This window comes from Reinekea thalattae (assembly GCF_008041945.1).
GTDB classification, from domain to species: Bacteria; Pseudomonadota; Gammaproteobacteria; order Pseudomonadales; family Natronospirillaceae; genus Reinekea; species Reinekea thalattae.
The window spans coordinates 1,102,394-1,128,941 of sequence record NZ_VKAD01000001.1 but is presented as its reverse complement, the minus strand read 5'-3'; the positions used below and the strand labels follow the sequence as shown (position 1 = coordinate 1,128,941).

Sequence of the window (26,548 nt, the reverse complement as noted above, 5' to 3'; positions counted from 1 at the left end):
GTTTTCATCGATTTCTACGATAAATGCTAAAACGAGCAGGTAAGGCCCGTGTTTATCAAGGTTTGGCATTGTTTCGCTATGGTATCTGCTAATGGTGTCGATGTAATAAACTTTCACTAAAATCGACAAATAGAGAGATTTTATCTGTCGGTTTAATCGTTATGAGTTGGGCTGTTTTACTATGGCCTAAGCATTGAATGTTGCCGGAAAGTTGACTTAGCTTGCTATTGATCGCCAAATTGAGTTGCTATGCTCGTTGGGGCATCATTGCGAATGCAGGCCGTCGTCGATGGTCTGCGCGATATAACACTTTGAAATAAAAATAAATCAAAATAAGGGTTGAACGCTATGGCAGCACTGGGCTTAGTCGCCGATATTGGTGGTACAAATGCGCGCTTTGCATTGGCTCCGATTCGTGAGTTGAAAAATAATGGGCAGTTGATGTTGGCTGAAGCCGATTTACAACAGGTGACGGCATTGAATGGTGCAGACTTTGAAACCATCGATCAGGCGGTTGATGCTTATTTAACGCAGTTGCCCGATAACGTTGAGCGGCCCGAGCATGCCGTTATGGCGATTGCCTGCCCAACCGATAACGATCAAATTAATATGACCAATCATTATTGGTCTTTTAGCGTTAAAGCCTTGCAGGCTAAGTTGGGTCTTAAAAGTCTGGTTTTTATTAATGATTATCATGCGATGGCTAATGCGATTCCGCAATTGGATGATCAGGGCTTAATTAAGGTTGGCGGTGGTGAGGCTGTTGCGGCAAAGCCGATTGCAGTGACAGGCCCAGGTACCGGGTTGGGGTTGGCTGCGCTGGCGTTTTCTGATCATGGCCCAGTGACGCTTGAAACCGAAGGCGGCCACAGTCACTTTGCGCCGACTAATTTAAAAGAGCAGGCCGTGTTGAGCTTTTTGCTATCAAAGTTTGAGCGGGTGTCGCAAGAGCGGTTGCTTTCTGGTCAGGGTATCGAGAACATTTATCAAGCCTTGGCCGATCTTAAAGGGGTGAGTCAACGATTAGAAGCCAAAGAGATTAGTGCAGCTGCATTGGCTGGCAGTGATCCGCTTTGTGTTGAGGCGTTGTCGATGTTTTGTGCCGTACTGGGCTCTTACGCCGGCGATGTTGCTTTGATGTTAGGCGCTAAGGGTGGCGTTTATATTACTGGTGGCATCGTGCCGAGGTTTATCGATTTCTTCCAGCAAAGTGAGTTTCGCGTTCGCTTTGAAAGCAAAGGGCGGATGTCGTCGTTTGTGGAATCCATCCCAACTTATGTCGTTGTGACTGAACAGCCGGGTTTGCTCGGTGCTGCCGCGGTTTTGAATCATCGCTTAGCGAAGTAGGTTGGCTCTCTGCCCAAATTGGGTCGTCGATTAAAAGCCAACAACAAACAGCAGAAATAAATTCACCTGTCATAATGATCGGCTACTGCCTTAAGGTGGTCGTACCGATTTTTTATGACTTTGCGAAGGTGGCGCTGCTTGCAATATCTGAGTTTCAGGCTGGTTGGTTGAGCTTGAATGATCGTTGATGTTTACAGAGTTGTTATTCCATGGGTTAGAAATACTAATCTATTGGATTAAATAAATTCATTTGTAGTTGCAGCACTAGATTCTCATTGTTATAACGGATGCAGCTGTTTTAGATTGCCAAATAAAAACAAAAGAGATCGAAAGCAACTGGGATCCAAAGTAATTAAGATCCAACGTAACTAAGATCCAACGTAACTAAGATCCAACGTAACTAAGATCCAACGTAACTAAGATCCAACGTAACTAAGATCCAAGACAACAGTCGGTGATGACGTTCCCAGTCGCAATTCAGCGCTATTGTGCTTTTGTTTGTTTGGCCTGTGTTAACCCTATACGAATAAGAGAGAACAATAATTATGGCGAGCATTCGGTTTGAGAAAGTGGTTAAAAGCTATGGTGATGTCAATATCATCAAGAACCTAGATCTAGATATTCAAGATCAAGAATTTATGGTGCTGGTGGGGCCTTCGGGCTGTGGTAAATCGACCACACTGCGAATGATCGCAGGCTTGGAAGATATCACCGATGGCAGTCTGTATATTGGTAATCGCGAGGTGAACGATGTACACCCGAAAGACCGCGATGTTGCCATGGTGTTTCAAAGCTACGCCCTGTACCCACACATGACAGTATACGAAAACATCGCCTTTGGTCTGCGCTTGCGCAAGATGTCGAAAGAGGATATCGACCAGCTGGTTACCGAAGCTGCCGAAACGTTGGGCTTGTCGCATTTGCTAGAGCGTAAACCAAAAGCCTTATCCGGCGGTCAGCGCCAGCGAGTGGCGTTAGGTCGTGCGATTGTGCGTAAGCCAGCAGTGTTCCTATTTGACGAACCACTTTCTAACCTTGATGCAGAGTTGCGTGTGCAAATGCGAGCCGAGATTGCCAATTTGCAAAAGCGTCTAGGTATCACTTCCGTTTATGTAACGCATGATCAGGTTGAAGCGATGACTATGGGCGATCGTATTGCCGTGCTGCACGACGGCGTGTTGCGTCAAGTAGGTACGCCTCTCGAGCTTTACGATTCACCAGCTAATGTCTTTGTAGCGCAATTTATTGGCACACCTAACATGAACGTGGTGAAGATGAGCGTCTCTGAAGATGGCACTCAATTGAGTCATCCGATAGTGACACTGGATGTGCCAGAGCAATGGAAAGAAGCTGTTGCTGAGCGCAAAGGCAAAACAGTCTATGTTGGCTTTCGACCTGAGCATGTTCGAGGTGCCGATGAAAGTGAATGGAGCCATAAAGCGCCCATTAGCGGCAAGGTGACGATTGTTGAAACACTGGGTCACGAGGTTGTTGTGCACTTTGTTATGGAAGGCGAAGAAAAACCAATGATTGCTAAAATGGATGTTTACCGCGCGCCGAAGGTAGGCGATACCGTTGCGTTGGTGATCAATACAGACAAGCTGCATCTATTTGATGGCGACACCCAAGATCGCCTATAGCTGGCCAGCTTCGTGCCTGTTTGTTTGGCAAGCAGGCACGGATTCTTCCGTTATATTTAACTTAACTGCCAAAGCACGAGGCTGAGGTTTCGATGAAGTTTAAGATCGCTTCTCCAAGTCATTACTTTACCGACTTGCGTCTGCCTTGGTCGCGTCATTTGACCGACTGGCCGGCATCGAGCTTCGTTGAGGTCGCGCATGGTATTCATCGAAATGTGGTTAAGTTTATTTCTTATCATGGTCACGTTTATGCGCTAAAAGAATTGGCGACGCCGATTGCAGAAAAAGAGTATCGGCTGCTGCGTGAGTTACAAGAATTAGGTTTGCCGGTGGTTGAGCCAGTCGGTATTGTCACCGAGCGTGACGCCCACCTTTCGGAGCAAGAAAAGCAGCAAAATAAAAAAGTTGCAGGTCGAGGCTTGTTGATTACCAGCTATATGGTCGGTGCACTGCCGTATCGAATCATCATCGAAAATGGCATTCAACAACTGCAGTTAGAGCAAATGCTGGATGCATTGGCAGAGTTACTGGCAAGGCTGCACTTATCAGGGTTTTATTGGGGTGATTGCTCCTTTTCAAATGCGCTTTTTAAACGCGATGCCGGTTTGATGGCGGCCTATTTGGTCGATGCCGAAACGGGAGATCTGCTCGATAAGGTACCGGATCGTCGGCGTGAATTCGATTTAGAATTAGCGCACACCAACATTGCTGGCGATCTAATGGATCTAGAGGCCGCTAATTGCTTACCGCCAGGTTTGGATCCTGTCGATTTAGCAGACTCATTAATCACCAAATATACCCAGCTGTGGAATGAATTGACGCAGTTTGAACTGTTTGACTCTGAAGATCAGTACCTAATAGAGAAGCGTATCAGCCGCATTAACGATTTGGGTTTTGATGTCGAAGAGATGGAAATCTCAATAGAAGAGGATGGTCAAAAGGTCAAAATGGTGCCGCGCGTCGTTGAGCACTGGCATCATAAACGCAAGCTGGCTGCGCTCACCGGCCTACAAGTGCAAGAAAACCAAGCCCGCAGGTTACTTAACAGCCTGAATCGTTATCGAGTATTACTCTCACAGCAAGAAAATTATGATGTGCCTATTCCGGTTGCCGCCTATCGCTGGATGTCGGATATATTTAATCCCTGCTTGCAGGTGGTACCTGAAGAGCTAAAAAACGGCCTCGATGACGCCGAAATCTTCCATGAAATTCTTGAGCACCGCTGGTACTTGAGTGAGGAGCGACATGCCGATGTCGGTATGCCATTCGCCTCACAGTCTTATGTTGAAAATGTACTCAAACAGCGCGTTAAAAATAAAGAGTCTTAATCTGGGCGGCAATCGACTGAATCAGTGTTGAATTCTTAGGCTTCACACCCATTAAGGGCTACAACTGTATTAGCCATGTCTTAAAGTGAGCCACTGATGAGTTATGCACTGGAAATATCCAACCTGACCAAAGTCTATGACAATGGTTTTCAGGCGCTCAAGGGCGTCGAACTCAATGTCCAGCAGGGCGATTTTTTTGCATTACTCGGCCCCAATGGTGCTGGGAAATCCACCACCTTGGGTATCGTATCTTCGTTAGTCAATAAAACCCAAGGGGTCGTTAAGGTCAATGGTTTTGACCTAGATACCGAGCGTGAGCAAGTTAAGCGCAGTCTGGGCGTTGTGCCGCAAGAATTTAATTTCAATAGCTTTGAAAAAGTTATTGATATTATTGTCCAGCAAGCTGGCTATTATGGCTTGCCAACTAAGTTGGCGTTGCAGCGGGCCGAAAAATACCTCAAGCAATTGGATTTATGGGATAAGCGTAATAATCAGGCGGTGATGCTATCTGGTGGTATGAAGCGCCGATTGATGATCGCCCGAGCGTTGGTGCACGAACCCAAAATTCTTATTTTGGATGAACCAACCGCTGGTGTTGATATTGAAATACGCCGATCCATGTGGCGATTCTTAACTGAGCTCAATGCTCAAGGCATCACGATTATCCTAACCACTCACTATTTAGAAGAAGCAGAATCGCTTTGCCGTAACCTCGCCATAATTGGCGCTGGTAATATCATTGCTCAGGGCGCAACCAAAGACCTGTTAAATGAAAAAGATAACTCGGTTTTTGTTGTCGATGTACAGGCAGAACTTAAGCAATTACCGGATGCACTGTCGGAATTTAATGCGCAATTGATCGATTCTTATAGTATTGAATGTACCCTCAAAAAGGGTACCAGTTTGAATTCGTTGTTCATGCAATTGAGTCAGTGTGGCATTGATGCGATTAGCATTCGTCCAAAGACCAATCGGTTGGAAGAATTGTTTGTCGATTTAACAGGGAAAAAGGAACAGGAAGCCTAGATATGAATGCGAATTACTGGGTCGCCTTTACGACCATTGTTTCTAAAGAAATACGCCGATTTTTACGTATTTGGCCACAAACGCTATTGCCGCCAGCCATTACTATGGTGTTGTACTTTGTTATTTTCGGCAATCTGATCGGCGGCCGAATTGGTGAAATGGGCGGCTTCAGCTACATGCAGTTTATTGTGCCAGGTCTGATTATGATGTCTGTGATCACCAACAGTTATGGCAATGTTAGCTCAAGTTTTTTCTCCAATAAGTTTCAGCGCTCGATTGAAGAACTAATGGTTGCGCCAGTGCCTAATTGGATTATTTTATCGGGTTATGTTGCCGGTGGCGTTGCTCGTGGATTAGCTTGCGGTATGATCGTATTGTTTTTGAGTCTTTGGTTTTCAAGCCTGTCGGTAGAGCATCCGTTAATCACCATTTCGGTGATTCTGTTAACGGCAATTGCTTTTTCGTTGGCTGGTTTTATCAACGCGGTTTATGCAACAAAATTTGATGACGTCACCATAGTGCCAACCTTTATTTTGACGCCGTTAACTTACCTCGGCGGTGTTTTTTATTCGGTAACATTACTACCTGAAGTTTGGCAGTGGATTAGTAAATTGAATCCGATCCTCTATATGGTGAATACCTTCCGTTATGGCATTATTGGCGTGTCGGATATTACACCGATGACTGCCTATATTGTGTTGCTAGTCTTTGTTGCGGTGCTCACCAGCTGGGCAATGTACTTATTGAAAGTAGGGCGCGGTATGCGCTCTTAAGGGAAGTTGATTATTAATTCTCCAGAATCATCACCATTAGGAAAAACCAGTCGTTACATCGACCAATACGATGCCAGCTTACTTTTTCCTATTGCACGTGTCGCTAAGCGCGAAGAGCTTGGTTTGACGGACCGTGACTTGCCGTTCCATGGCGTCGATATATGGAACGGTTATGAGTTGTCGTGGCTAAACTTAAAAGGCAAGCCGATGGTAGCTATCGCGGTATTTTATATTCCCGCGTCGTCAGTCAATATCATTGAATCTAAGTCGTTCAAGCTGTACTTGAATTCGTTTAATCAAAGTCGTTTTGAAAGCTTAAACGTGGTTTCTTCGCTGCTTGCTGAAGATTTGACCAAAGCGGTTGGTGCCGAAGTTAAGGTGGCGCTGCACTCGCTTAACAAGGCAGTAACGCATGAACAGATTCATCAGTGGCAGGCAGACTGTATTGATGATCTGGATATTGAGATAACCGATTATCAGACCGATGCCAGTTTGCTGCGCTGTAGTGACGAGCAGGTACAAGAAAGTCTTTGCTCTCATCTGTTGAAGTCTAATTGTTTGGTGACTGGTCAGCCAGATTGGGGTTCAGTTTATATCGAGTACAGTGGCGCGAAGATTGATCGCGAGTCTTTGCTGAAATATTTGATCTCTTTTCGCCAGCATAACGAATTTCATGAGCAGTGCGTTGAACGCATCTTTGTAGACTTGCAGCAGCACTGTCAGTGCAAATCGTTGACGGTGTATGCTCGTTATGTTCGCCGAGGTGGTCTGGATATCAATCCATTTCGTAGTAATCAGGCGGACGCCATCGTAAATAATTTACGAATGGTGCGTCAGTAAGGTCAGTCAGCGGAGCTGCTTTTGTGCAATCTAAGGCAGCTAAGCTTTTGTTTTTTATGAAATACCTTGCCAGCAAGGGCGTAATTCGATAAAGTGCGCCACCGCTGATTTGGTGTGGGACTTCATTACTGACATCAGCGAGCTAAATGCTTGGTGAGTTGTCCGAGTGGCTGAAGGAGCACGCCTGGAAAGCGTGTATACGAGAAATCGTATCGAGAGTTCGAATCTCTCACTCACCGCCATCATAGTCGGAGCATAGCGCAGTTTGGTAGCGCATCTGGTTTGGGACCAGAGGGTCGGGGGTTCGAATCCCTCTGCTCCGACCACTTCTTCTTTTTTATCAGCCAATTCCTTTTATTTATTCTACTGCTTTAAATTTTATTAAGTGATCAGGCTTTAACTGAATACGCTGGTTAGTTTGTGGCTGATAAAAACTCGGCTGATTGTCGATCTCATATCGAGGTGTAGCAGGAAAATTTATTTGTAGATGCCAGCTTATTTTGTAACGCGGCTCTGCTGCGGACATAAAAAAGGACCTTGAAAGGCCCTTTTATGCTTAAGTGTGGTGAGGAGGTATGGTGCATCCGTGCTGAGTAGTCCTTTACTCGTCCTATCCCTGATCACTGTCCCTAACTGTCGAATTCGTTGTCTTTTGCTGATGGTTAAATATCGCCAACAACAATCGCTTCATAGTTTTTTTGCAAGGTCGATGCGCCAATCCCCGGCACATTTACAAGCTCTTCTGCAGAATTAAAAGGTCCGTTTTGTTCACGGTATTGCACAATGGCTTCTGCCTTTTTTGCGCCAACACCAATTAGCAAATCAGACATCTTTTCAGCACTATCCTTGTTGATATCTACATATAAAATAGTTTGTTCAGTGGATGCGCTTTCCGTGCCCTGCGCCATTGCCGGTGCTGACATGGCAATATACAGGGCTGCGCACAAAGCTATGAGCAGGTTTTTCATCGTTATTCATCCTTAAATAAGTCTTCCTTGGGTGGGGCATCTTTGTTCCTAAAGACAACTGCAGGTTAATTAAATAATCAGCCTGATTGAACGGGTAGGCTAAAAGTATCCCAAGGCTACCCTTGTCGGCTAATTGCGAAATACCTGATGCAGTTCTCAGTTTTTACTGCCAATTGGTCGTCTTAGCTGTTGTGAGAATGTTTCATGAATGCTCTGATTTTGAAGCGGTTTTTCGCTTTTCTGCGGTGTCGTATGATATAAAACAATAACTTAGTCATGAACGGTGATAGGTCGCAATATGGTCGATGCACAGCAGGCGCTACAGCAGCTGAAAGAAGGAAATAAACGCTTTGTTTCTCAAGTGGGCAAGCAGCATGAACTCAGCTCAGAGCAGCGTCGTTTAAAACTTTTAGATGGGCAAAAACCCTTTGCCATTATTTTAGGATGCTCAGACTCGCGAGTACCAGCAGAGTTGGTGTTTGATCAGGGTTTGGGAGATCTGTTTGTCATTCGAGTTGCCGGCAATATTGTCGCACCTTCACAAGTCGGCAGTATCGAGTTTGCTGTTGAAACCTATGGCACACCCTTGGTTGTTGTGCTCGGCCACAGTCATTGTGGTGCAATTCAGGCGACACTAGATGCCATCCGTAACCCAAGTGTCGCGCCTTCACATAATTTGATGTCAATTGTTTCTCGTATCCGCCCATCCCTCGAAACGCTTGCCGAAACCGATCTAAAACACAATGAAACAGATTTGGTGAAATATGCGGTACGCGCCAATATTCGTTCGTCGGTCAGCCAAGTGCGATATTCCTCACCCTATTTAGAAGAGCAGGTTCAGCTTGGTAAGCTGAATGTTGTCGGTGCGCAATACTCGCTTGAAACGGGCGAGGTAGACTTTTTAGATATTTAATCGCCGCGACAACCTATTGGAAGGTCATTTATTCGCCGTAATCAGTAACAGGAATTGGTATGTTTTCATTTTTTGAGCGTTTGATCGACGCTTTTCCTGAACAAGAACCAACGCAGCCACCCGATACGTTAATCCGTTTTTGTTTGCATTACACCCAAGGCATGTGGACGCCTATTTTCTTTTTATCGCTCTTTTCAGCCTTGGTGGCTGTAGCAGAAGCTTCGATGTTTGGCCTGATGGGTTGGTTGATTGACTGGCTATCATCGATTAGCCCTGACCAGCTGTTTGAGCAGTACAGCGTGCAGCTGACAGCTATTTCGATATTTGTTGTCATTGTCGTGCCGCTGTTGGTATTGCTGGTTTCATTGTTGCAAAACCAAGCCATGTTGCCGAACTACTCAATGTCTATTCGCTGGTTAGCGCATCGCTATTTGCTGAAACAAAGTTTGTCGTTTTATCAGGATGACTTTGCCGGACGAGTTGCGACCAAAGTGATGCAAACTTCGTTAGCCGTTCGTGAGTCAGTTGTGCGCCTGCTTGATGTCATGCTCTATATTATTGTTTATGTCGCCACTATGTTGATTTTGATCGCTCAGGCCGATTCGCGCTTGGTGGTACCTATTTTTATTTGGTTGGCGATATATTGTTCTTTGCAATTTTACTTTGTACCTCGCCTACGACACAGCTCCAGTGCCGTCGCAGATGCTCGCTCAACAATGACTGGGAGAGTTGTCGACAGCTATACCAATATCCAAACCGTGAAGCTGTTTGCTGATACTCAAGCAGAAGCCGATTATGCAAAGCAGAGCATGCAGCAGTTTTTAACTGCCGCTCATCAACAACGCCGACTGGTGACGCTATTTGAATTTTTCATCAGTTGGTTTAATTACATCTTGCTGTTTAGCTTGGCTGGCTACTCAATTTATCTGTGGAGCTTGGGGCAGGCCAGCATCGGAACCATTGCTTTAGCTATTGCTTTGGCATTGAGGATGAATGGCATGAGCCATTGGGTGATGCGAGAAATTGGTGCTTTATTTGAGAATGTCGGAACCGTCATTGATGGTATGCGCACCCTGAGTAAGCCGCAAACCATTCTGGACAATGATCAAGCTAGCATGATGAACGTTGATCAGGGCCGCATCCAGTTTCAACAGGCAAGCTTTAGCTATGGTTCAGAAGGCTCGGTGATTGAGAACTTGAATTTGACCATCGAGCCGGGTGAGCGAGTCGGCTTAGTAGGGCGTTCTGGGGCTGGAAAATCAACATTGATAAATCTGTTGTTGAGGTTTTATGAGCTGCAGTCTGGTCGTATTTTGATCGACGATCAAGACATTGCCACGGTCGCGCAGGATTCGTTACGAGCCAATATTGGTGTGGTGACGCAGGATACCATGCTGCTGCATCGATCCATTCGAGAAAACATCCTTTATGGTCGACCTGACGCCTCAGAGCAAGAGCTTATTGCTGCCTGCAAAAAAGCAGAAGCCTATGATTTTATTCAGACGCTGTGTGACCCCTACGGTAACCAGGGATTGGATGCTCAAGTGGGTGAGCGGGGCGTTAAGCTTTCTGGTGGTCAGCGGCAACGCATTGCCATTGCTCGAGTGTTACTTAAGGATGCGCCAATTCTAATTATGGATGAAGCCACCTCAGCCTTAGATTCTGAGGCTGAAGCGGCTATCCAACAAAACCTAGTGCAGTTGATGTCTGACAAGACCGTTATTGCGATCGCACATCGATTATCGACTATTGCCGCATTGGATCGGCTGATAGTTATCGATCAAGGCAAAATAATCGAGCAAGGCAGCCATGCAGAGTTGATTGCCAAAGGCGGTGTTTATGCAGAGCTTTGGCAGCGTCAATCAGGTGGTTTTTTAACCGATTAAGGCGCTATGGCTGAGAGATTAAGGAGTATTTGAGCATTTATGGCACTTTTTGATCTCAAATGAAGCAGCCTAAGGTTTTTTTTAATAATTTTGACCCTATATAGTGAGATGTTGATAACTAGATTCGCGTAGCCTTGTTTCTAAACTACAATTGGGTGCTGAGATCGATTAAATATTGTTCAATTTCTTGATTTGTTTGATTTTTGTGTTGATTCAAAGCAAGAAAAATCGTTCCATCGGTTGACCTTTTGCGCCAAATTTGTAATTTTGCTACAGAATTTTTCAACCCAAATCACATAAACCTAAAAATAGGGGATTCTAATACCATGACTATCAAAGTAGGTATTAACGGTTTTGGCCGTATCGGTCGTTTCGTTTTCCGTGCTTCTTGCGAGCGTGACGATATTGAAGTTGTTGGCATCAATGATTTAATTGATGTTGATTACATGGCTTACATGCTTAAGTACGACTCAACTCACGGTCGTTTCAAAGGCACTGTAGAAGTTGAAGGCGGCAACCTTATCGTTAACGGTAAAAAAGTACGCGTAACAGCCGAGCGTGATCCAGCCGCTCTTGCTTGGGGTGATATCGGTGTTGATGTTGTTGCTGAAGCAACAGGTATCTTCCTAACTGACGAAACTGCTCGTAAGCACATCGAAGCAGGTGCTAAGAAAGTTGTACTAACTGGCCCTTCTAAAGATGCAACACCAATGTTCGTTATGGGTGTAAATGAAAAATCTTATGCCGGCCAAGATATCGTATCTAATGCGTCTTGTACGACTAACTGCTTAGCGCCTATCGCTAAAGTATTGAATGACAAGTTCGGCATCGAGTCTGGCTTGATGACGACTGTTCACGCAACGACAGCAACTCAGAAAACTGTTGACGGCCCATCTGCTAAAGATTGGCGCGGTGGTCGTGGTGCTTCTCAGAACATCATCCCATCTTCAACTGGTGCTGCTAAAGCTGTAGGTGTTGTACTACCTGAGCTTAACGGCAAGCTAACAGGTATGTCTTTCCGTGTACCTACAGCAGACGTTTCTGTTGTTGACCTAACTGTTAACCTTAAGACTCCAGCATCTTATGAAACTATTTGTGCAGCAATGAAAGAAGCTTCAGAAGGCGAAATGGCGGGTGTTCTTGGTTACACTGAAGATGACGTTGTTTCTCAAGACTTCATCGGTGAAACACAAACTTCTGTGTTTGATGCAAAAGCCGGTATTGCTCTAACTGATACTTTCGTTAAAGTTGTTTCTTGGTACGATAACGAAATCGGTTACTCAAACAAAGTTCTTGATCTAGCGGCTCATATTTCTAAGTAATTAGCTTATATTTCTAATAGATTAGAAACCGCTATCCTCGACATCAGTCGACTCGCTACTAGCGAATAGATTGAGTCGAGATTAAAAACCGTGCCTTGGCGCGGTTTTTTTATGGCATAAGGTTTAGTGTTAGCGGTTTTGGTGATTTTGTAGTTTTATTACAAAATACTCTCTTTGACTGTTTTTTACCAATAGATTGGCTATCAACGATTGAGTTGATTAGACCTATTGTTCAATTTTCACCTATCCTAGGCTAATCAGGTGCAATAAGTTCACAGACAAACCAATTAATTGAGACAAAGCTGGGGCGGTTAATTATAATCCACAGCCTTTTTTAATAATGACGAACTAGGTTAACTCCGAACATGACAGATAAAGTATTTATTACCGCCGGCGAGCTGTTAAGAGACTCGTTTCGTTTAGCCGCTCAGGTTATGGACGATGGCTTTCGCCCAAACTTTATTGTGGGTATTTGGCGTGGTGGTGCGCCCATTGGTATTTCTGTGCAGGAGTATTTCGACTTTAAAGGCATAGAGACCGATCATATCGCTGTTCGTACCTCTTCATACTATGGCATTGGTCAGCAATCGAAAGAAATCCGCGTTCATGGTTTGCATTATTTGATCGAAAATACCAACGCAGAAGATTCGCTATTGATCGTTGATGATGTATTTGATTCTGGTCGTAGTGTCGATGCGTTAATCACTCAAATTAAAAAGCTGTCACGTAAAAACACACCGCATGATATTCGCGTGGCTTGCCCTTGGTATAAGCCTAAAAATACTCAGGTCGATATGAAACCAGACTATTACGTAAAATCGAGCGATGATTGGTTAGTATTTCCACATGAATTAAGTGGTTTAACGCCAGATGAGCTGATTGAAGGTAAGCAAGAGTTAAAAGAAATTAGAGATTTATTAGTCTAGTTTGACTCGAAAGCAGAATTAACGCTCAGAATTGAGTGCTAATGTTGAAAGTTTTAAAAGCCACTTCGAATGAAGTGGCTTTTTTATTGTCTGCGGTTTATCAATTGCGGTTTTAAATGAGATGATCGAACAACCAAATATCGACCCATTCCCCAGCACTGACATTCGAGCGTTCTTGTTCCAGCGCGATATAGCAATTGGCGTTAGCTAATCCATGCAAAATATGGGATCCCTGCTGACGACCTACTGGCTCAACGCTAACTTCCCCTTGCGCATTTAATTGCCAATGGCCGCGTTGAAAGTCTAATCGACCGGGTGCCTTTTTTAAGTCTGTTGCTGATCGCGCTTTGATCATTTTCATCGGTTGATGACCAATGTGTTGATGCTGTCGAATCGCTTGGCTGGCTAAAACGTGCATGGTGACAATCGCAGAGACAGGGTTGCCAGGCAAACCGATAAAATAGCTATTCGGCAGTTGGCCAAAAGCGAAAGGCTTACCGGGTTTTATTGCCAGCTTCCAGAAATCAATACGACCAAGTTGCTCAAGCACAGTTTTTGTATAGTCGGCTTCTCCCACACTGACGCCACCTGAAGAGATGACAAAGTCACATTCACTGTCTGCTTTTTTGAAGGCGCGTGTAAAGTCAGCTTCGTTATCGGCAATGATGCCGTAATCGATGACTTCAACCGATAAGTTTTGCAGCATCTGTTTAACCGCGATACGGTTACTGTCGTAAATGTCACCGTAACTCAAACTTTGGCCGGGTTGTTTCAGTTCGTCACCAGTCGACATCAGGCCGACTTTTGTTTTCGCATAAACCGAAATTTCAGCACTGCCGACACTGGCGAGTAACGCCATGTTGGCGGCATTTAAACGGGTGCCTTGAGGCAATACCGTATCACCTTCAGCGACGTCTTCGCCTCGTTTACGAATATTGTTACCAATAGTAGGGATTTGAGTAAATGTAACTTGATCGCCTTGGCGAACGGCAGACTCTTGCATAATGACAGTGTCGGCCCCGTTAGGTATTGCAGCGCCGGTCATAATGCGTACGGCATGATTGGCTTTTAATGTTTCTAAATAAGGGCTGCCTGCCATCGACTGACCTTGAATGGTAAAGCTTTCAGCCGTACTTTCAGTTGCATTAATGGCGTAACCGTCCATGGCAGAGTTATCAAAACTCGGTACAGCTATAGGCGATTGAATATCTTTTGCTAATACCCGTTCAGCGGCATCCGCCAAGGAAATCGGTTCGATTGTTTGGCAAGGTGTGATGGCCGATAGCATTTCTTTAATGCCTGTTTCCAGAGGCATTAGTCCGGGTTGCTGATCACATGTCATAGTTCAAATCCAAGGTGTCTGTTATGTCAGGCTCTTATTGAGTGCGAGTGTATTTCTGTGCAGCAGCCTAAGGTATAAAAATAAATAGACAGAGCCAAAAATAAAGCCAGGCGTAATAGACAGTAGAATGTTAGGTGTGCCGATTAACCAGTGAATGGTTGCAGGCAATGTTGCGCTTATCATAACGCAAATAGAGAACGCTTTGGCCAGCGCTTGTTTGTTTTTGCCAAAAGCGATGTAGAGGTATTCTGCTAGAAGCGTCAACAGCAAAGTTGCGCTAAAGGCGAAGCCGCCTTGCCCGAACAGCGCACGCAAAGCGTACTGAGTACCAAATTCATAATTGGCATAGGCCGCCCAACCACCATAAACAATAAATGCCGCGATAGCCGCAACTAAGCTTTTAATGACAGGCTTATTATAAAGTTTCGAACAGTATTGAGTAATGGTTAAAAGCAACGTCGTCTAAGCCTCATATTAAGTTGTTTGAGATAGACCTATAAATATAGACGGAGTTCATGATTTGGCTTTTTAAGCCCCCTGTTACAGGCTACTGAGCAGAGTAATACAGCCATCGTCCTTTGACTTTAACGAACATCGAGTGCTCTTTTAGGCAGGCTTTGCCGTTGCCTTCTTTGTAATAGGCTTCAAATTCGACAAAACCTTTTTTGAGGCCATTTTTACTAGAGATGACGTTTAACTCTAACCATTCGGTTTGTTCTAGTTGCGCTTGAGTTAATTCTGGGCAGGTATCTGGGTGCCATGTCTTTTTAAGATAGGATAAATTTTTACAGGCATAGGCACTGTAGCGACTGCGCATGAGGCTTTCTGGGTCGCGAGGATAGGCGCCAGCATCAATATAACGGCCACAACAGTCTGCATAGCTTTGGCTGTGGCCACAATAACAAAGGCTCTTCGAGGTCATTTTTTCGCCGCCGATTTAATGGTATCGCTCAGTGCATTGGCCAGTGGCTCGGTGAGCGTAGCGGATGACAGTATTTTGATAACTAGGCCGTCGAGTTCATCCTGCATAGCTAAATTTGTCAGTACTTTGCTGAAGCTCTTTCGGTCGACTCGAGTAGACAGTTGGGTCATGCGCTGGCAGGCAAAGTCGATGTCTTTAAATAGCTTTGGATAATAGGTAATCAGAATTAATAAACTTTCTAATGAAATAGAGTTCTCTGCTAGTTGCGTTTGGAAAAGCTCGGTAATAGCTGGCAGGTTCTCTGCTTGACTGATGCCTCTTAGTGTTGCTTCGGTCAGTTCATCAATATTTCTGCGCAGGGCTTCGTCACATAACGCCAGAGCCATTGGCTCACTGATGCGGCGATGTTGCATTTGGTTGACCAGCGCAATCAGTGGTGCGTCTTCGATTTTTTCTAGATTATCGATGAGTTGTTGTTCGTGTTTCGGTAGGCAACGCTCTACTAAATCAGACAGGCCTTGCAGTCCGAGCTTGGTCCAGTCGATATCGGTTTCGGTCTGTAAAAAATAATCCATCGCGGGCGCTAGGTAAGGACTGGCCGGTAAATTCAGTTGATGAGTGACGGCAGAATGCATCGCTGCCATCTTGTTGTTGTCGGGCGTAAATTGGAAGCCGTGATCGCTTAATAAGCGGCGACGCTCGTCGTTGTCTTTTGTTTGAATGGCCTGATACAGACGCCGCACTAACTCACCATGCACTGCAGGTAATAAACAGCCCTGTTCGTCCAGAGGTAGCTTTAAGAACCATAGATTGTTTCTTTCCAATGCATCGGCTTGCCACGTGAAAATAGCCAGCCAAGCAAAGCCAAGGTGTGGCTGAGGGTATCGGAAACCGTGATCCAATATTTCTAACGTGTTCTTTGGTATGCGTCGAACCTGTACGCCGAGGTCGAACAGCTGATACTCCGTACCGATAAGTGACAGAAAACCAGAGAGGCTGGGTGCATTCATTAGGGCGTCCACGTGTTCAGTGATGGGTTATAAGTAAATTAGCGTAACGAGATGACATTAACCAATAAGTATGCCACGTTGAGCGCAGGCATAAAATGTATGTAGCTGTTGTTTTTATTTATCTATTTATTTATTGGTAGATACGGTTTACTTGATTGTAAAATTAACAAGTTGAACTACTTTTATTTTACTGTCCCTGTTCTAAGTAAGGTCTCGCTCTGAATAAGTTACTTCATAGTATCTTTCGATTGATGCTATACAGTTTGCTAGGTTACTCAATTGATGCCTTAGCCTCTACAGAAGCGTTTTCAGATGGCGAAGAGAACACCGTCGTTGATTGGCGCTCGTTGCAGGTGTATGAGGATGTATCGGGCTCGCTGTCAGCGTCTGACGTCTTGTCACGTTTAGGTGAATTTGAATACATAACATCGATTCCTTCTTACGGTGCGACACATAGCCATATCTGGGTCTATTTATCAGACGATGCTTATGTCGACGGCGTTCCCTTATGGCTAGAGCTGGGCAATGCCTACATTGATCAGGTTAACTTTTATCACCTGATTCACAATCAAGAGACTGGGCGGCTAGAGCCAACCTTGGTGACAAAGACAGGTGATACTCGACCTTTTGCTGCTCGCCAAATTAAACACCGAAGTTTCATTTTTCTCATCCCCGAAGACCAAACTGACGGCATCCTGATACAGGCTCGCGGTCAGTCCCCGATGCTATTACCGATGATTCTGGGTGATCCGGTTACGGTGTTTGAGCGTCTGACTCTATATGAAAACTTTATCCTGTTTTTATACGGCGTCATCTTCGCCATGACCATCTACAACCTAATGGTCTACCTTGGAACGCGTTATCCGGAGTACGGCTGGTACATCATTTATATGGTCAGCATGTCGACTTCGATACTGTTCAATAGCGGCTATGGCTATGCCTATATTTGGCAGGATATGGTCTGGTTGCAGCAAAATATTGGCTATCTCGCTTATGTTGGTTTTACCTGGGGCGGTTTGAATTTCACGCGTTCCTATTTGAGTAGTAAGCAGCACTTGCCGCGCTTTGATCGCTATTTCTTCTGGATAGCGCAGTCGCCCTTGTTGATCGTGCCATTTTTATACGTGGATAAAGCACTGACGGCACTGCTAGTGACATTGAGCTTGCTGTTGTTAACCATCAGCGTTATTGGTGTTGGCATCATGAGTTGCCGTAAAAAGGTGCAAGGCTCTTGGTTATTTGTTTTCTGCTGGGTGCCTATGATGGCCAGTATGTTTGCGTACAGCCTAATTGTGATGGGCGTTTTAGAACCGAGCTATATAGGTATTCGCTTTGCGGAAATTGGTGTTGCCACCGAATCAATGGTGCTGTCTTTTGCTTTGATTTATCGGTTACGGCAAATTCAAAAAACATCAAATAAAGAGGTTTACGAGGCTTACTCTAAGGTTAGCGATGCACTCAAAATGGTTGAAAGAAGTAATGCATCCAATGAAGCATTCTTGCTGTCTGCGGGACACCAACTGAAAACGCCGATCCACGTGTTGATCGGTAATTTACAGCTGTTGTCCGAAAAAGCTGAGTTTGCAGAGCAGGTCGATATTATTGACCAAACCGATCTGTCGGCGACCGAGCTGTTGTTTAAAGTCGATAACCTGCTGACTTACTCAAGTTTAGTTTCTGAAGGCTATCGACCCTTTATTCAGCGCTGTAATGTCCGCGCCGAAATTATGCGTATACAAGAATACTGGAAGCATATCTTCGCCAATTCGGAGATTAAGGTTGATATGCGAATCGACGATTCGGTTCCGACGATATTAGAAATGGATTGGCTGCATATCAGTAAGGTGATACGCAATATTATAGAAGCGGCAATGGAGATTCTTAATTGCAAGCAGATGTACATTACTTTCCGGCTAGAATATCGGGCGTCTAAACCTTACTTATCTGCAGATCTTACTGCCAGCAATCGATTTGCCGATGAAGACATCATTGACTGGTACAACAGTACCAATAGTGATCATTGGAATGGTGAATCGATGGGCGCATTGGTTAGCCATATGCTGATCCAAGAGATAGGCGCTCAGTCGAAATTGAGCAATCGACACAGCGGCGCACACCTTGATGTTGCGTTTCCGGTGACTGAAGTTTCTAATCAAGAACTGGCTAAAGAGGGCGCTTTCAAGGGTAAGCGAATTCTCGTGGTTGACGACATGGCCGTTAATTTAAAAATCCTATCAGCCTTCGTTAAGAAATTAGAGGCAACGCCAATAACCGCCTTAAGTGGTCAAGAGGCTCTGAACAAGCTGAGTGAATCCAAGGTCGACCTGATTTTGCTGGATTGTATGATGCCTGAAATGAGTGGCCACGAACTCGCTCAGCGGGTTAGAGCCAACCCAGAACTGGATTCTGATATTCCTATTATTGCCGTCAGTGCCAACGACACCGACGTCGACCGGCTAAAGTGCATTCAATCTGGGATGAATGACTTTATGGCTAAGCCTGTTCGTTTAGACGGCTTGAAAGCGGTCTTAAGTCAGTGGTTGCTGTAACGGCTGATACTCATACCGAGGATTGACATTACGGCCTTTAAGCAGCTGTTGCTCTATGGCGAATAAGCTCAGATAATAGCTCTAAATTAGCCTTAGGATATGAGAGATGTCTGACAAGCCGAACGTTGGTTCTATTCCCAGTATGGTACCGGATCGTGACGATATTCGTGAGCGTCACACGCCCCCACCAAGTCCGCCGCCTAAAGAACCAGTCGATGACATTCCCTTTGATGATGACTATTTACCCAGTAAAACGCCATGGGGTCTTGTCGCCAGCGTTGTTGTTCTTGCGATTGCCGCGATCTTTATGGCCTATCAGCAGTATTCATTACATCAGCTACAAGCCTCTTATGAAGAACGTTTAGAGTTAGCCGACGACCGTATTGTCAGTTTAGAGCGAGCTCTGAATCAAACCGATGAGTCTGTCGCGTTGAACGAAACCGCAATTAATGCCCAGTTTAAGGCAATCAAAGCCGACACCGATGTGCACATGTCAGAGATCAGAAAGCTGTGGGATGTGGCGAATAAGCGTAATAAAAACTGGATTGAAGAGAACCAGGCAGCTCTTAAAAGTCAGCTAGCCAGTGTCAATGCCGCCGAAAAAAGCATCGATGAGCTGGCCGATCAGTTAAATTCGAGTGATCAGGCCGTTTCGTCGCTCAAAGGCCAATTATCACCGCTACAGCAGTTAACGCAGAGCAATAAGCAAGAGCTTGCTTCAATGACGCAACAGCTGAACAGTCTCAGTGATAAGTTAGAGGGTGCTTTACAGGCCAACATCGAAGAGCGGTTGATCAGTTTGACATTAACACAAGAAGATTTGTTGGCTGAGCAAGCCAGTTACAGCCGACAATTGCAGGCCATTGATGCCAGTCGTCTAGAGACCAGTAAAAGGCTGACAGCCTTGGCGAGTCAATTAGATGCACTCAGCGCAAGGCTTGACGCCTTAGCAAATTAAAGCCTTTAAAAACGAGGCTCTTAAAATGAAGATGCTGCGGTTAATTGCACAGCATCTTCACCTAAACCCGGCTTATGGCATTGTGGCTTTTTACCGCAGCGCACAAATCTTTTCTTATTCGAGTCGTTTTTAATCATGAATATACTAGGCACACTATAGCGATTAATATCTATAGGTATGAGTGAGGTTTTCAGTGTTTCTTGACCAGTTTTATAATCAAAACGGCGATAGCTTATCGATCAGCCCAGAGCAGGCCAGTCGCTTTGCGAAAGAAATTGCCGGCGACTTTAACCCCATTCATGACCCCGATGCTCGCCGATTTTGCGTTCCCGGCGACCTATTGTTTGCTTTGATCTTAAGCAAGCAAGGCTTAAGTCAGCAGATGCAGTTTAATTTTGCTGGTATGGTGGGTCGCGATGTTGAGCTGCTGTTTACTCAGCCAAGCGCCCAGCAGTTGGCGCTGGTGGATCCCGAAGGGAAGCTTTACACCGAGGTTAGCCGCGAAGGTGAACATACCGACGATGAAGCGGTGATAGAGCAACTCATAAAGCAGTACGTGTCCTTTTCTGGCTACAACTTCCCATTTTTAATGGTGCCACTAATGCGAGATAAGGGTGTGATGTTTAACCCTAAGCGCCCTCTGGTAATGTACGAACGTATGTCGTTTAAGCTCGATCGACTCGACTTAAACGCGCCAACGCTTGAGCTGGCGAGTACTCAATTTGATGTTGACGGTAAACGTGCCGAGATCCGCTTTATCTTTGATGTTAAAGAAGCAGGCCAAGTTGTTGGTCAGGGTGATAAAAAACTGCTGGTCGGCGGTTTAATGCCGTTCGATGATGGCATTCTTAGCCCGATGGTCGATGAATTTAATCAGCGCAAAGAGCATTACTTAGCTCAGTTGGCTGAAAGTTAAGTTCAATTTAGCGGGCGTTTTCGTCAGTTACAAAAAATAACATTTGTAACTGATTGATTTTATGGGGCCTGTTTTTTTTGTTATCCAATCGTTCAATTTTTGCAGTGCATTTTTTTCTCGTTTACTTATAATCCGCCGCCCTTTTGGTTATTGGTTGTTTAAGGTAGATAGTAAAAGATGATGAATGAAGTTTGTATCAACAATAAAGCAGGGCACCTATGTTTGGCATCGAGTCTTATTCTTAATGAACGCCCTTTGCCGATCCGTTTTTTTTATAAAGAGTTGCCCCAGCATAAAAATGATACTGGCTTTCGCTTTTACAGCGGCCAAGAGACCGATGAGTTTCTGCAAGAAGAAGATGCAGCCTGTGTGGCGCCGTTAGACTGTATGGAACGATTAGACCCCAGCATTTCAGAGTTGGTTAAGCAATCTGAAGTCGGCAGTGTGTGGGAGCGCTTACCCGATAGTAACCACTGGGTTCCTGTGCACGACTATGTAATACCCGACTAATCCACGTTGCTGTGTTTCTTGCACAGCAAAATCTATTGATACCACAATGATGACGCTATAAAACCACACGAGACTGCTGCAAGCTGCTCATGTGGTTTCATGCATTAACCTTCTTTCGGCAGTACCAGCCAGGGCTTCGAAAACCAATAGTAGAAATTCCCCGTACTACTGCGGCTAGTGCAGTTATAACGGTGCCGACCTTTTTCTAATGCAGTATCGCTGGTGAGTGTAAACTCTAAATCCGAAATCCACTGAGCTGTGTGTGCACGACCATTGACGAAGCAATTTAATGATCGGCTCATATCAACCGGCATGAGCAGCGTTGCCTTGAGCGTTGGTTGGCTTTGATCGGTGACCATATCACTGAGCAATGAATTATCGATCGGCATCGGTTTCGATGCTAACTTAACTTTTAGCGTATTTGGGTTGGCATAAATACCCGCCGCTGCGAAACGTGGGATAGCCAAGAAATCACTGCCTTGCCAAACACCGCCCGAGTGTTGCGCAAAGCCAAGGTAGCCTAATTGCTTAAGTAAATGCTGTAATGGCTGATTAAATTCACCATAGGGATAAGCAAGCCACTTCGGTAGTTCGCTGTCCAGTTCCGTTTCTAATCGTTGCTGCGCCGTGGTGATTTTTTCGGAAATACTTTCCAGCCAAGCCTGATCGTAATTTTCATAGCGCACTAAATAATCATGATCGGTCGTATGGTTAGCAATGGTAACGCCGTGCTTGTGCAGGTCGCGAATCTGATCCCAACTCAACATTCCGTTTAGCTGCTGATCTATTGCATCGGTAGAAACAAAAACCGTAAATGGAAAGTTATATTCCTTTAGCAATGGCCACGCTTGCGTATAGATATCATTGAATCCATCATCAAAAGTGATTGCGATAGAGGGTTTTGCTAACGGCTCGCCACTGCGGATCGTATCTAGTGCTTGAGCTAAATCGACAACCTGATAGCCATTACTTTTTATTAATTCTAAGTGCTGACGAAACTGCTCAGGGCTGACCGATGTGCTGGCTGGAGTGTCTGTCGCAACGTGATGATAAACCAAAATGTTAAAACTGCTTTCAGCATAAGCTTTATTAAGCAGCAGGCTAGAAAATAAAATCACTAGCGCAGTAACAATACTTTTTTGCATGAGGCTGTTATTCCCAGTGGATAGATTAGAGCGAACATGGAACAGCCTAGACGGAATTGAGTGCGAGTTAGCAAAAATTCCCCAGCTGTAAGCTGGGGAATGTAATCGTTATAGCATTGGCATTCAAGTTACAGCGCTGCTGAGCGGCACTCTTGTAGACACCTAAGAGGCTATTGGCCAATCTTTGACAGCATCTGTGCGCTGACAAAACGATGAATAATTAAAACAAACACCACAGAAGGAACGAGTAAGATAAGCGCGGTAATGGACGCAATTTGATAGTTTCCTTCCATGCTGGCGGTATAAAGTAATAACGGCAGTGTTGTGATTTCAGGCGTACCGACAAAAAAAGTACCGGTGAATTCGTCCAAAGATTCTAAAAAAACAAAGATGCCTGCAACGACGATACCGGGGATCGCTTGGGGTAAAATAATATGAAAAAAAGTATACAGCGGGCTTGCCCCCAGATTGATTGAGGCACGTGACAGCAAAGGGTCAATCCCTGAAAAGGCAGCGACACAGATCCAAACCGAAAACATCAGTCCGTGTACGCTATGAACTAAAACAACACCGATAAAGCTGCCATTAAGACCGAAGTCGTAAAAGATTTTTGCAATGTTGATGTAAACCGTTAGGTTTGGAAAAGCTTGAGGTATTAAAAATAACAGCATCCAAAACAGACGTAACGGAATTGATTTTTGTGCTAATGCGAAGCCTGCTGGAATAGAAACCACTAAACAGACTACAACGGTCGCTAACGCAATTAATACACTGGATATCATCGACCCAGTCACATCGCTGTATGGGCTGAATACTTGTCTCCAATATTTAAACCCCCATTCGGCTGGAAGTTTATGAGGGAAGTACCAGACTTCGGCGACACTCCATATCAGTAAGTTAATGATGGGGCCGAATAAAAAGAGTGCTAGGCAAACAATAAAAACAGCCTGTGCAAAAAACTCACTGGAAAATCTATTGGCACTAGGTCGCTGTAGTAGACGATTGATCATGTTGAAAATCTCGCTGCGATTAGGATTTTTCTTTAATGTTTTGGCGAAGATAGAACCAGGCGAAACCAGCGCAGAAAAGATAGGAAACAAGGCCTAATGCATTCGCAGTATGGTAGTCACCGTAAGAGTTAATTCGGAATGACATATCGGCGGTCATCATGGTTGGTGTTCCGGTCCCGATCATAAGTGGCACCGATAGAGCGGACAGCATGCTAACCACAGACAGCACCATGGCAACGCCAATCGCCGGTGTTATTTGCGGCAAAATAATTTTAAACAGAATGCCAAGTCGGCTGCCGCCTAAATTTTGAGCCGCTCGTATTTGATTGTCATCAATTGCGGCCATGGCGCCAGAAATAAGCAGAGTTGCCAGCGCTAACTGTTTCCAGACAAAGGTGATAATTATGCCGCGCCAACCTAAAAACGACATTGTTTCCATTGGCGTTAGTAGTCCGAGTTGAATCAGGGTGTTATTCATCAAGCCATTTTTTGCCAAAAAAGTACGCATCATCTGTGCGGTGACAATTAGTGGGATAAACAACGGTAATCGATACAGTAAGCCAAGTAATTGAGTTAGCTTTTTAAAGCGAGATAGACGGATCAAAGCTGCGATAGTGACGGATATTAAGCACAAAAAAAACAGCGAAGCTAAGACAATAATAATTGAAAATAAAATGTCTTTAGAATAAAGCTCAAACGCATTGACCAGATGAGCGAAGGTGAATTTTCCTTGGTCATCCGACAAGGCAGAAAAAATAGAAAAAGAAAGCGGGTACAAAAAAAGAAGCACCACAAGAGATGCTGCAGGCAGTACCAACCAAACTTTATTGACGGGATGAGATTGCATGATTGTTCCTGAAAAAAATAATCAAGCGATACCAGATCGCTTGATTATTTGATCGTTTAATCAGTTAGAAACCTGACGCTCGTAACCTTCTTTGATGTCATCAAAGTAAGGTGCAATTGGGAAGCTCTTGCCGTAATCCGCAAGGTCCTTAGGTGTAATTTCGATGAACAGTTTTTCCCACTCTTCAGTGGTTAGGTGTTTCTGAACGTGTTCTGCATCGATACCTGGATACCAGTTGAAACGTTTTACAATACCTTCAGCTTGAACTTCAGGGCTGGTTGCAAGCTCGATAAATTCTTTAGCAAGTTGCTCGTTAGCTGCTTTTGCAGGTACTGCGTAATACATTGGCTGGCCTGGCATGCCTGGAGCAATCAACACAAGTTTCATTGATGGAGGTAATTTACCTTGGTCTTTCCAGCTGTAGAACATGTCTACCCAAACTGGGCCCATGAAAATTTCACCGCGGTTTAGCATGTCTAACGTACCTGCGTTACCAGGCGTGAAGGTTACGTCTTTGTTAAAACGTTTAAGCTTCTTATAGGCAGATGACCAAGAGTCTTTAAGTTCACTGTTGTAAGGCTCGCTTGTTAAAGTCTCTGCATCGTCACCGTAGGTGTAGATCCAACCAGCGACAAAAGCTAAGCCTGACATACCGTTTTTAATACCGTTATAGCCGAATGCTTTAGGGTTCTTTTTAACCCATTTAACCAATTCGTCGTAAGATGCCGGCGGCGTTTTAATAAAGTCGCTGTTATAAGCAATCGCTGTTTGGCTGTGGAACATTGGCATGACGTAGCCCCTGACATCGGTACCTAAAGCATTGTCTGCGCTGTCACGGGTTACTAATGTGCCAGTTTTAATGTCGTCTCGGTAAGCGCTAAGTAGGTTTTGCTTAACCATGTCGCCACCTAATTTTTGGTGAACAACAGCAACGTCAACGTCCCAAACAGTTTGGCCGCTTTGTTGTTGTGCAGCGAGTTTTTCTAAAATTTTGTGAGAACCTGCATCACCAGGACCAGTACCCACGACATTGACGGTTACGCCAGGGTGAGTCGCTTCGAATTTTGGCGCCAAATAGGTTTTAACGTAATCAACCATATTTTGACTACCAGCGGTGACTACATTTAATGTGGTCTCAGCTTGTGCGATGCCTGCAGTTAACGCCGTACTCATGGCGGCAGCTAGCAGCAGTTTGTTTTTTAAAAACATGTCGAATCCTTAAATATCAGTTTGTGGGGATTGAATGGTTAAAAATGTGTAACGACGAGGGTGGAACTTTGAGCAAGACCTGTTCGCCTTGCTCTAAAGCACATGGATGAACGGCCCTTAATAGTTGACCATCACACTCCAGGCTAACTTGGTAGTGGTTTCCAAAAAACGCGCTTTGCAGTACTCGACCAGAAACTACAAGGCCTTGATCGGCAAGCGTCGCTTCAATAGTGTTGTGAGATCCAGGCTCCAGCAGAGCCTGCTCGGCGCGAAAATAAATAATCTGAGAGCTGCCGGAGCGATTCACCGAGAGCTGATTGTCTGCGCCCATGAAGTCAGCAACAAAAGGCGTTTTAGGTTGGTTAAAAATTTCTTCGCAAGAGCCGAGCTGTTCGATTTTTCCGTTGTTTAATACCGCGATGCGATCGGCCATAACCAAGGCTTCTTCTTGGTCGTGGGTAACAATCAGAGAGCTAAAACCAATCTCTTTTTGCAGGCTTTTAATTTCGTGACGAACCTGCAAGCGCACCTTGGCGTCGAGGTTGGATAGTGGCTCATCTAATACCAAAATATCTGGCTGGATAATAAGCGCACGAGCTAAAGCGACTCGTTGTCGTTGGCCGCCTGAAAGGTTTGTTACCTTTTCGTTTTCGAGCCCTTGTAACTTCACCAGCGTTAAAAATTCCTTCACCTTTGAGGCAATTTCTTGCGCTGGTTGCTTGCGAACTTTTAAACCGTAGGCAACATTTTGCGCCACACTGAGATGAGGCCAGAGTGCATAGCTTTGAAACACCATGGTGATGTTTCGTTTGTCTGCGGAAAGGCCAGTGATGGATTGATCGCCAAGCTGAATGTCACCACTTGAATGTGGTAAAAAGCCACAAAGAACGTTTAGCAGAGTCGTCTTACCGCAGCCAGAAGGGCCCAGTAGGGCAACCATTTCTCCGGCATTAACCGACAAATTAATGTCCGATAGAATTTGTTTATTGCCGTAGCCAGCCGCTAAATCTTGAATCTGTAGACGCTTCATCTGTTTATCAAACACTCTATAAAAATGTATTGGGTTACTGCTGTTTTAAAATCGTTGAACACGTGTTCATTCGATAGTAAAGTCGTGCAACGTTTTGCGAATCTTGCGGCAGGTACTTTGAGCTTGATTTA

At 44.8% G+C, this 26,548-nt stretch carries 24 protein-coding genes and 2 tRNA genes; 16 read left to right on the top strand and 10 right to left on the bottom strand.

The genetic code is table 11. The annotated features are described in order from the left end of the window. The first annotated feature begins 348 nt into the window (after positions 1–348). The 8 genes from FME95_RS05170 to FME95_RS05135 all read left to right on the top strand — a co-directional run bounded on the left by FME95_RS05170 (position 349) and on the right by FME95_RS05135 (position 7,280). A complete protein-coding gene (locus FME95_RS05170; RefSeq protein WP_147713341.1) occupies positions 349–1,347 on the top strand; it encodes a glucokinase in 999 nt (332 codons plus the stop codon). Positions 1,348–1,892: 545 nt separating this feature from the next. Beyond that, positions 1,893–2,987, top strand: a complete 1,095-nt coding sequence (locus FME95_RS05165) for an ABC transporter ATP-binding protein (RefSeq protein ID WP_147713340.1) — start codon at positions 1,893–1,895, stop codon at positions 2,985–2,987. A 92-nt stretch (positions 2,988–3,079) separates the two neighbouring features. Continuing rightward, the gene (locus FME95_RS05160; protein WP_147713339.1) at positions 3,080–4,315 is read left to right on the top strand and encodes a DUF4032 domain-containing protein; all 1,236 of its coding nucleotides are present in this window, start codon (positions 3,080–3,082) and stop codon (positions 4,313–4,315) included. A gap of 96 nt (positions 4,316–4,411) precedes the next feature. Further along, the gene (locus FME95_RS05155) at positions 4,412–5,341 is read left to right on the top strand and encodes an ABC transporter ATP-binding protein (RefSeq protein WP_147713338.1); all 930 of its coding nucleotides are present in this window, start codon (positions 4,412–4,414) and stop codon (positions 5,339–5,341) included. A 2-nt stretch (positions 5,342–5,343) separates the two neighbouring features. Beyond that, entirely contained in the window at positions 5,344–6,114 is a 771-nt protein-coding gene (locus FME95_RS05150; RefSeq protein WP_147713337.1) for an ABC transporter permease, read from the top strand. A gap of 6 nt (positions 6,115–6,120) precedes the next feature. After that, positions 6,121–6,954 carry an NADPH-dependent 7-cyano-7-deazaguanine reductase QueF gene (gene queF, locus FME95_RS05145; protein ID WP_342783515.1) on the top strand — a complete coding sequence of 278 codons (834 nt, stop codon included), beginning with the start codon at positions 6,121–6,123 and terminating at the stop codon, positions 6,952–6,954. Positions 6,955–7,106: 152 nt separating this feature from the next. Beyond that, positions 7,107–7,196, top strand: a tRNA-Ser gene (locus tag FME95_RS05140). Positions 7,197–7,203: 7 nt separating this feature from the next. Continuing rightward, a tRNA-Pro gene (locus FME95_RS05135) sits at positions 7,204–7,280 on the top strand. 336 nt (positions 7,281–7,616) lie between these two features. Here the strand turns inward: FME95_RS05135 and FME95_RS05130 are convergent. Next, complete coding sequence (locus tag FME95_RS05130) at positions 7,617–7,922, bottom strand: ComEA family DNA-binding protein (RefSeq protein WP_147713336.1); 306 nt, start codon at positions 7,920–7,922, stop codon at positions 7,617–7,619. Positions 7,923–8,220: 298 nt separating this feature from the next. Here FME95_RS05130 and FME95_RS05125 point away from each other — a divergent pair, with 298 nt between their 5' ends. The 4 genes from FME95_RS05125 (at position 8,221) to FME95_RS05110 (ending at position 12,969) form a co-directional block, all read left to right on the top strand. Continuing rightward, complete coding sequence (locus tag FME95_RS05125) at positions 8,221–8,835, top strand: carbonic anhydrase (protein WP_147713335.1); 615 nt, start codon at positions 8,221–8,223, stop codon at positions 8,833–8,835. A 59-nt stretch (positions 8,836–8,894) separates the two neighbouring features. Then, positions 8,895–10,721, top strand: coding sequence for an ABC transporter ATP-binding protein (locus FME95_RS05120; protein ID WP_147713334.1), 1,827 nt, complete (start codon positions 8,895–8,897; stop codon positions 10,719–10,721). A 326-nt stretch (positions 10,722–11,047) separates the two neighbouring features. Further along, positions 11,048–12,043: a type I glyceraldehyde-3-phosphate dehydrogenase gene (gap, locus tag FME95_RS05115; RefSeq protein WP_147713333.1), complete on the top strand. Its 996-nt coding sequence runs from the start codon at positions 11,048–11,050 to the stop codon at positions 12,041–12,043. Positions 12,044–12,408: 365 nt separating this feature from the next. Continuing rightward, complete coding sequence (locus tag FME95_RS05110; RefSeq protein ID WP_147713332.1) at positions 12,409–12,969, top strand: phosphoribosyltransferase; 561 nt, start codon at positions 12,409–12,411, stop codon at positions 12,967–12,969. A gap of 112 nt (positions 12,970–13,081) precedes the next feature. Here the strand turns inward: FME95_RS05110 and moeA are convergent, their stop codons facing one another. The 4 genes from moeA to FME95_RS05090 all read right to left on the bottom strand — a co-directional run bounded on the left by moeA (position 13,082) and on the right by FME95_RS05090 (position 16,243). Then, entirely contained in the window at positions 13,082–14,311 is a 1,230-nt protein-coding gene (moeA, locus tag FME95_RS05105; protein WP_147713331.1) for a molybdopterin molybdotransferase MoeA, read from the bottom strand. Positions 14,312–14,332: 21 nt separating this feature from the next. Next, a complete protein-coding gene (locus FME95_RS05100; RefSeq protein ID WP_147713330.1) occupies positions 14,333–14,767 on the bottom strand; it encodes a hypothetical protein in 435 nt (144 codons plus the stop codon). A 91-nt stretch (positions 14,768–14,858) separates the two neighbouring features. After that, positions 14,859–15,233 (bottom strand): YchJ family protein, encoded by a 375-nt coding sequence (locus tag FME95_RS05095; protein WP_147713329.1) that lies wholly within the window; start codon positions 15,231–15,233, stop codon positions 14,859–14,861. Continuing rightward, on the bottom strand, positions 15,230–16,243 hold the full coding sequence (locus FME95_RS05090; protein WP_147713328.1) for a DUF3549 family protein: 1,014 nt from the start codon (positions 16,241–16,243) through the stop codon (positions 15,230–15,232). The genes FME95_RS05095 and FME95_RS05090 overlap by 4 nt, the downstream gene beginning before the upstream one ends. 251 nt (positions 16,244–16,494) lie before the next feature. Here FME95_RS05090 and FME95_RS05085 point away from each other — a divergent pair, with 251 nt between their 5' ends. The 4 genes from FME95_RS05085 (at position 16,495) to FME95_RS05070 (ending at position 21,176) form a co-directional block, all read left to right on the top strand. Further along, a complete protein-coding gene (locus FME95_RS05085; protein WP_246109360.1) occupies positions 16,495–18,792 on the top strand; it encodes a hybrid sensor histidine kinase/response regulator in 2,298 nt (765 codons plus the stop codon). A gap of 106 nt (positions 18,793–18,898) precedes the next feature. Continuing rightward, positions 18,899–19,750 carry a hypothetical protein gene (locus tag FME95_RS05080; RefSeq protein ID WP_147713326.1) on the top strand — a complete coding sequence of 284 codons (852 nt, stop codon included), beginning with the start codon at positions 18,899–18,901 and terminating at the stop codon, positions 19,748–19,750. Positions 19,751–19,943: 193 nt separating this feature from the next. Continuing rightward, a complete protein-coding gene (locus FME95_RS05075; protein WP_147713325.1) occupies positions 19,944–20,666 on the top strand; it encodes a DUF3581 family protein in 723 nt (240 codons plus the stop codon). Positions 20,667–20,843: 177 nt separating this feature from the next. Next, positions 20,844–21,176, top strand: coding sequence for a DUF2185 domain-containing protein (locus FME95_RS05070; protein ID WP_147713324.1), 333 nt, complete (start codon positions 20,844–20,846; stop codon positions 21,174–21,176). A gap of 104 nt (positions 21,177–21,280) precedes the next feature. On the opposite strand, the gene FME95_RS05065 is transcribed toward FME95_RS05070, so the two are convergent. The 5 genes from FME95_RS05065 to FME95_RS05045 all read right to left on the bottom strand — a co-directional run bounded on the left by FME95_RS05065 (position 21,281) and on the right by FME95_RS05045 (position 26,417). Next, a complete protein-coding gene (locus tag FME95_RS05065; protein ID WP_147713323.1) occupies positions 21,281–22,321 on the bottom strand; it encodes a polysaccharide deacetylase family protein in 1,041 nt (346 codons plus the stop codon). Between the two features lie 170 nt (positions 22,322–22,491). Further along, the gene (locus FME95_RS05060) at positions 22,492–23,331 is read right to left on the bottom strand and encodes an ABC transporter permease (protein WP_147713322.1); all 840 of its coding nucleotides are present in this window, start codon (positions 23,329–23,331) and stop codon (positions 22,492–22,494) included. Positions 23,332–23,350: 19 nt separating this feature from the next. Then, positions 23,351–24,178 carry an ABC transporter permease gene (locus FME95_RS05055; RefSeq protein ID WP_147713321.1) on the bottom strand — a complete coding sequence of 276 codons (828 nt, stop codon included), beginning with the start codon at positions 24,176–24,178 and terminating at the stop codon, positions 23,351–23,353. Positions 24,179–24,238: 60 nt separating this feature from the next. After that, positions 24,239–25,387 carry an ABC transporter substrate-binding protein gene (locus FME95_RS05050; RefSeq protein WP_147713320.1) on the bottom strand — a complete coding sequence of 383 codons (1,149 nt, stop codon included), beginning with the start codon at positions 25,385–25,387 and terminating at the stop codon, positions 24,239–24,241. Between the two features lie 16 nt (positions 25,388–25,403). Further along, positions 25,404–26,417 carry an ABC transporter ATP-binding protein gene (locus tag FME95_RS05045; RefSeq protein WP_147713319.1) on the bottom strand — a complete coding sequence of 338 codons (1,014 nt, stop codon included), beginning with the start codon at positions 26,415–26,417 and terminating at the stop codon, positions 25,404–25,406. Positions 26,418–26,548 lie beyond the last annotated feature (131 nt).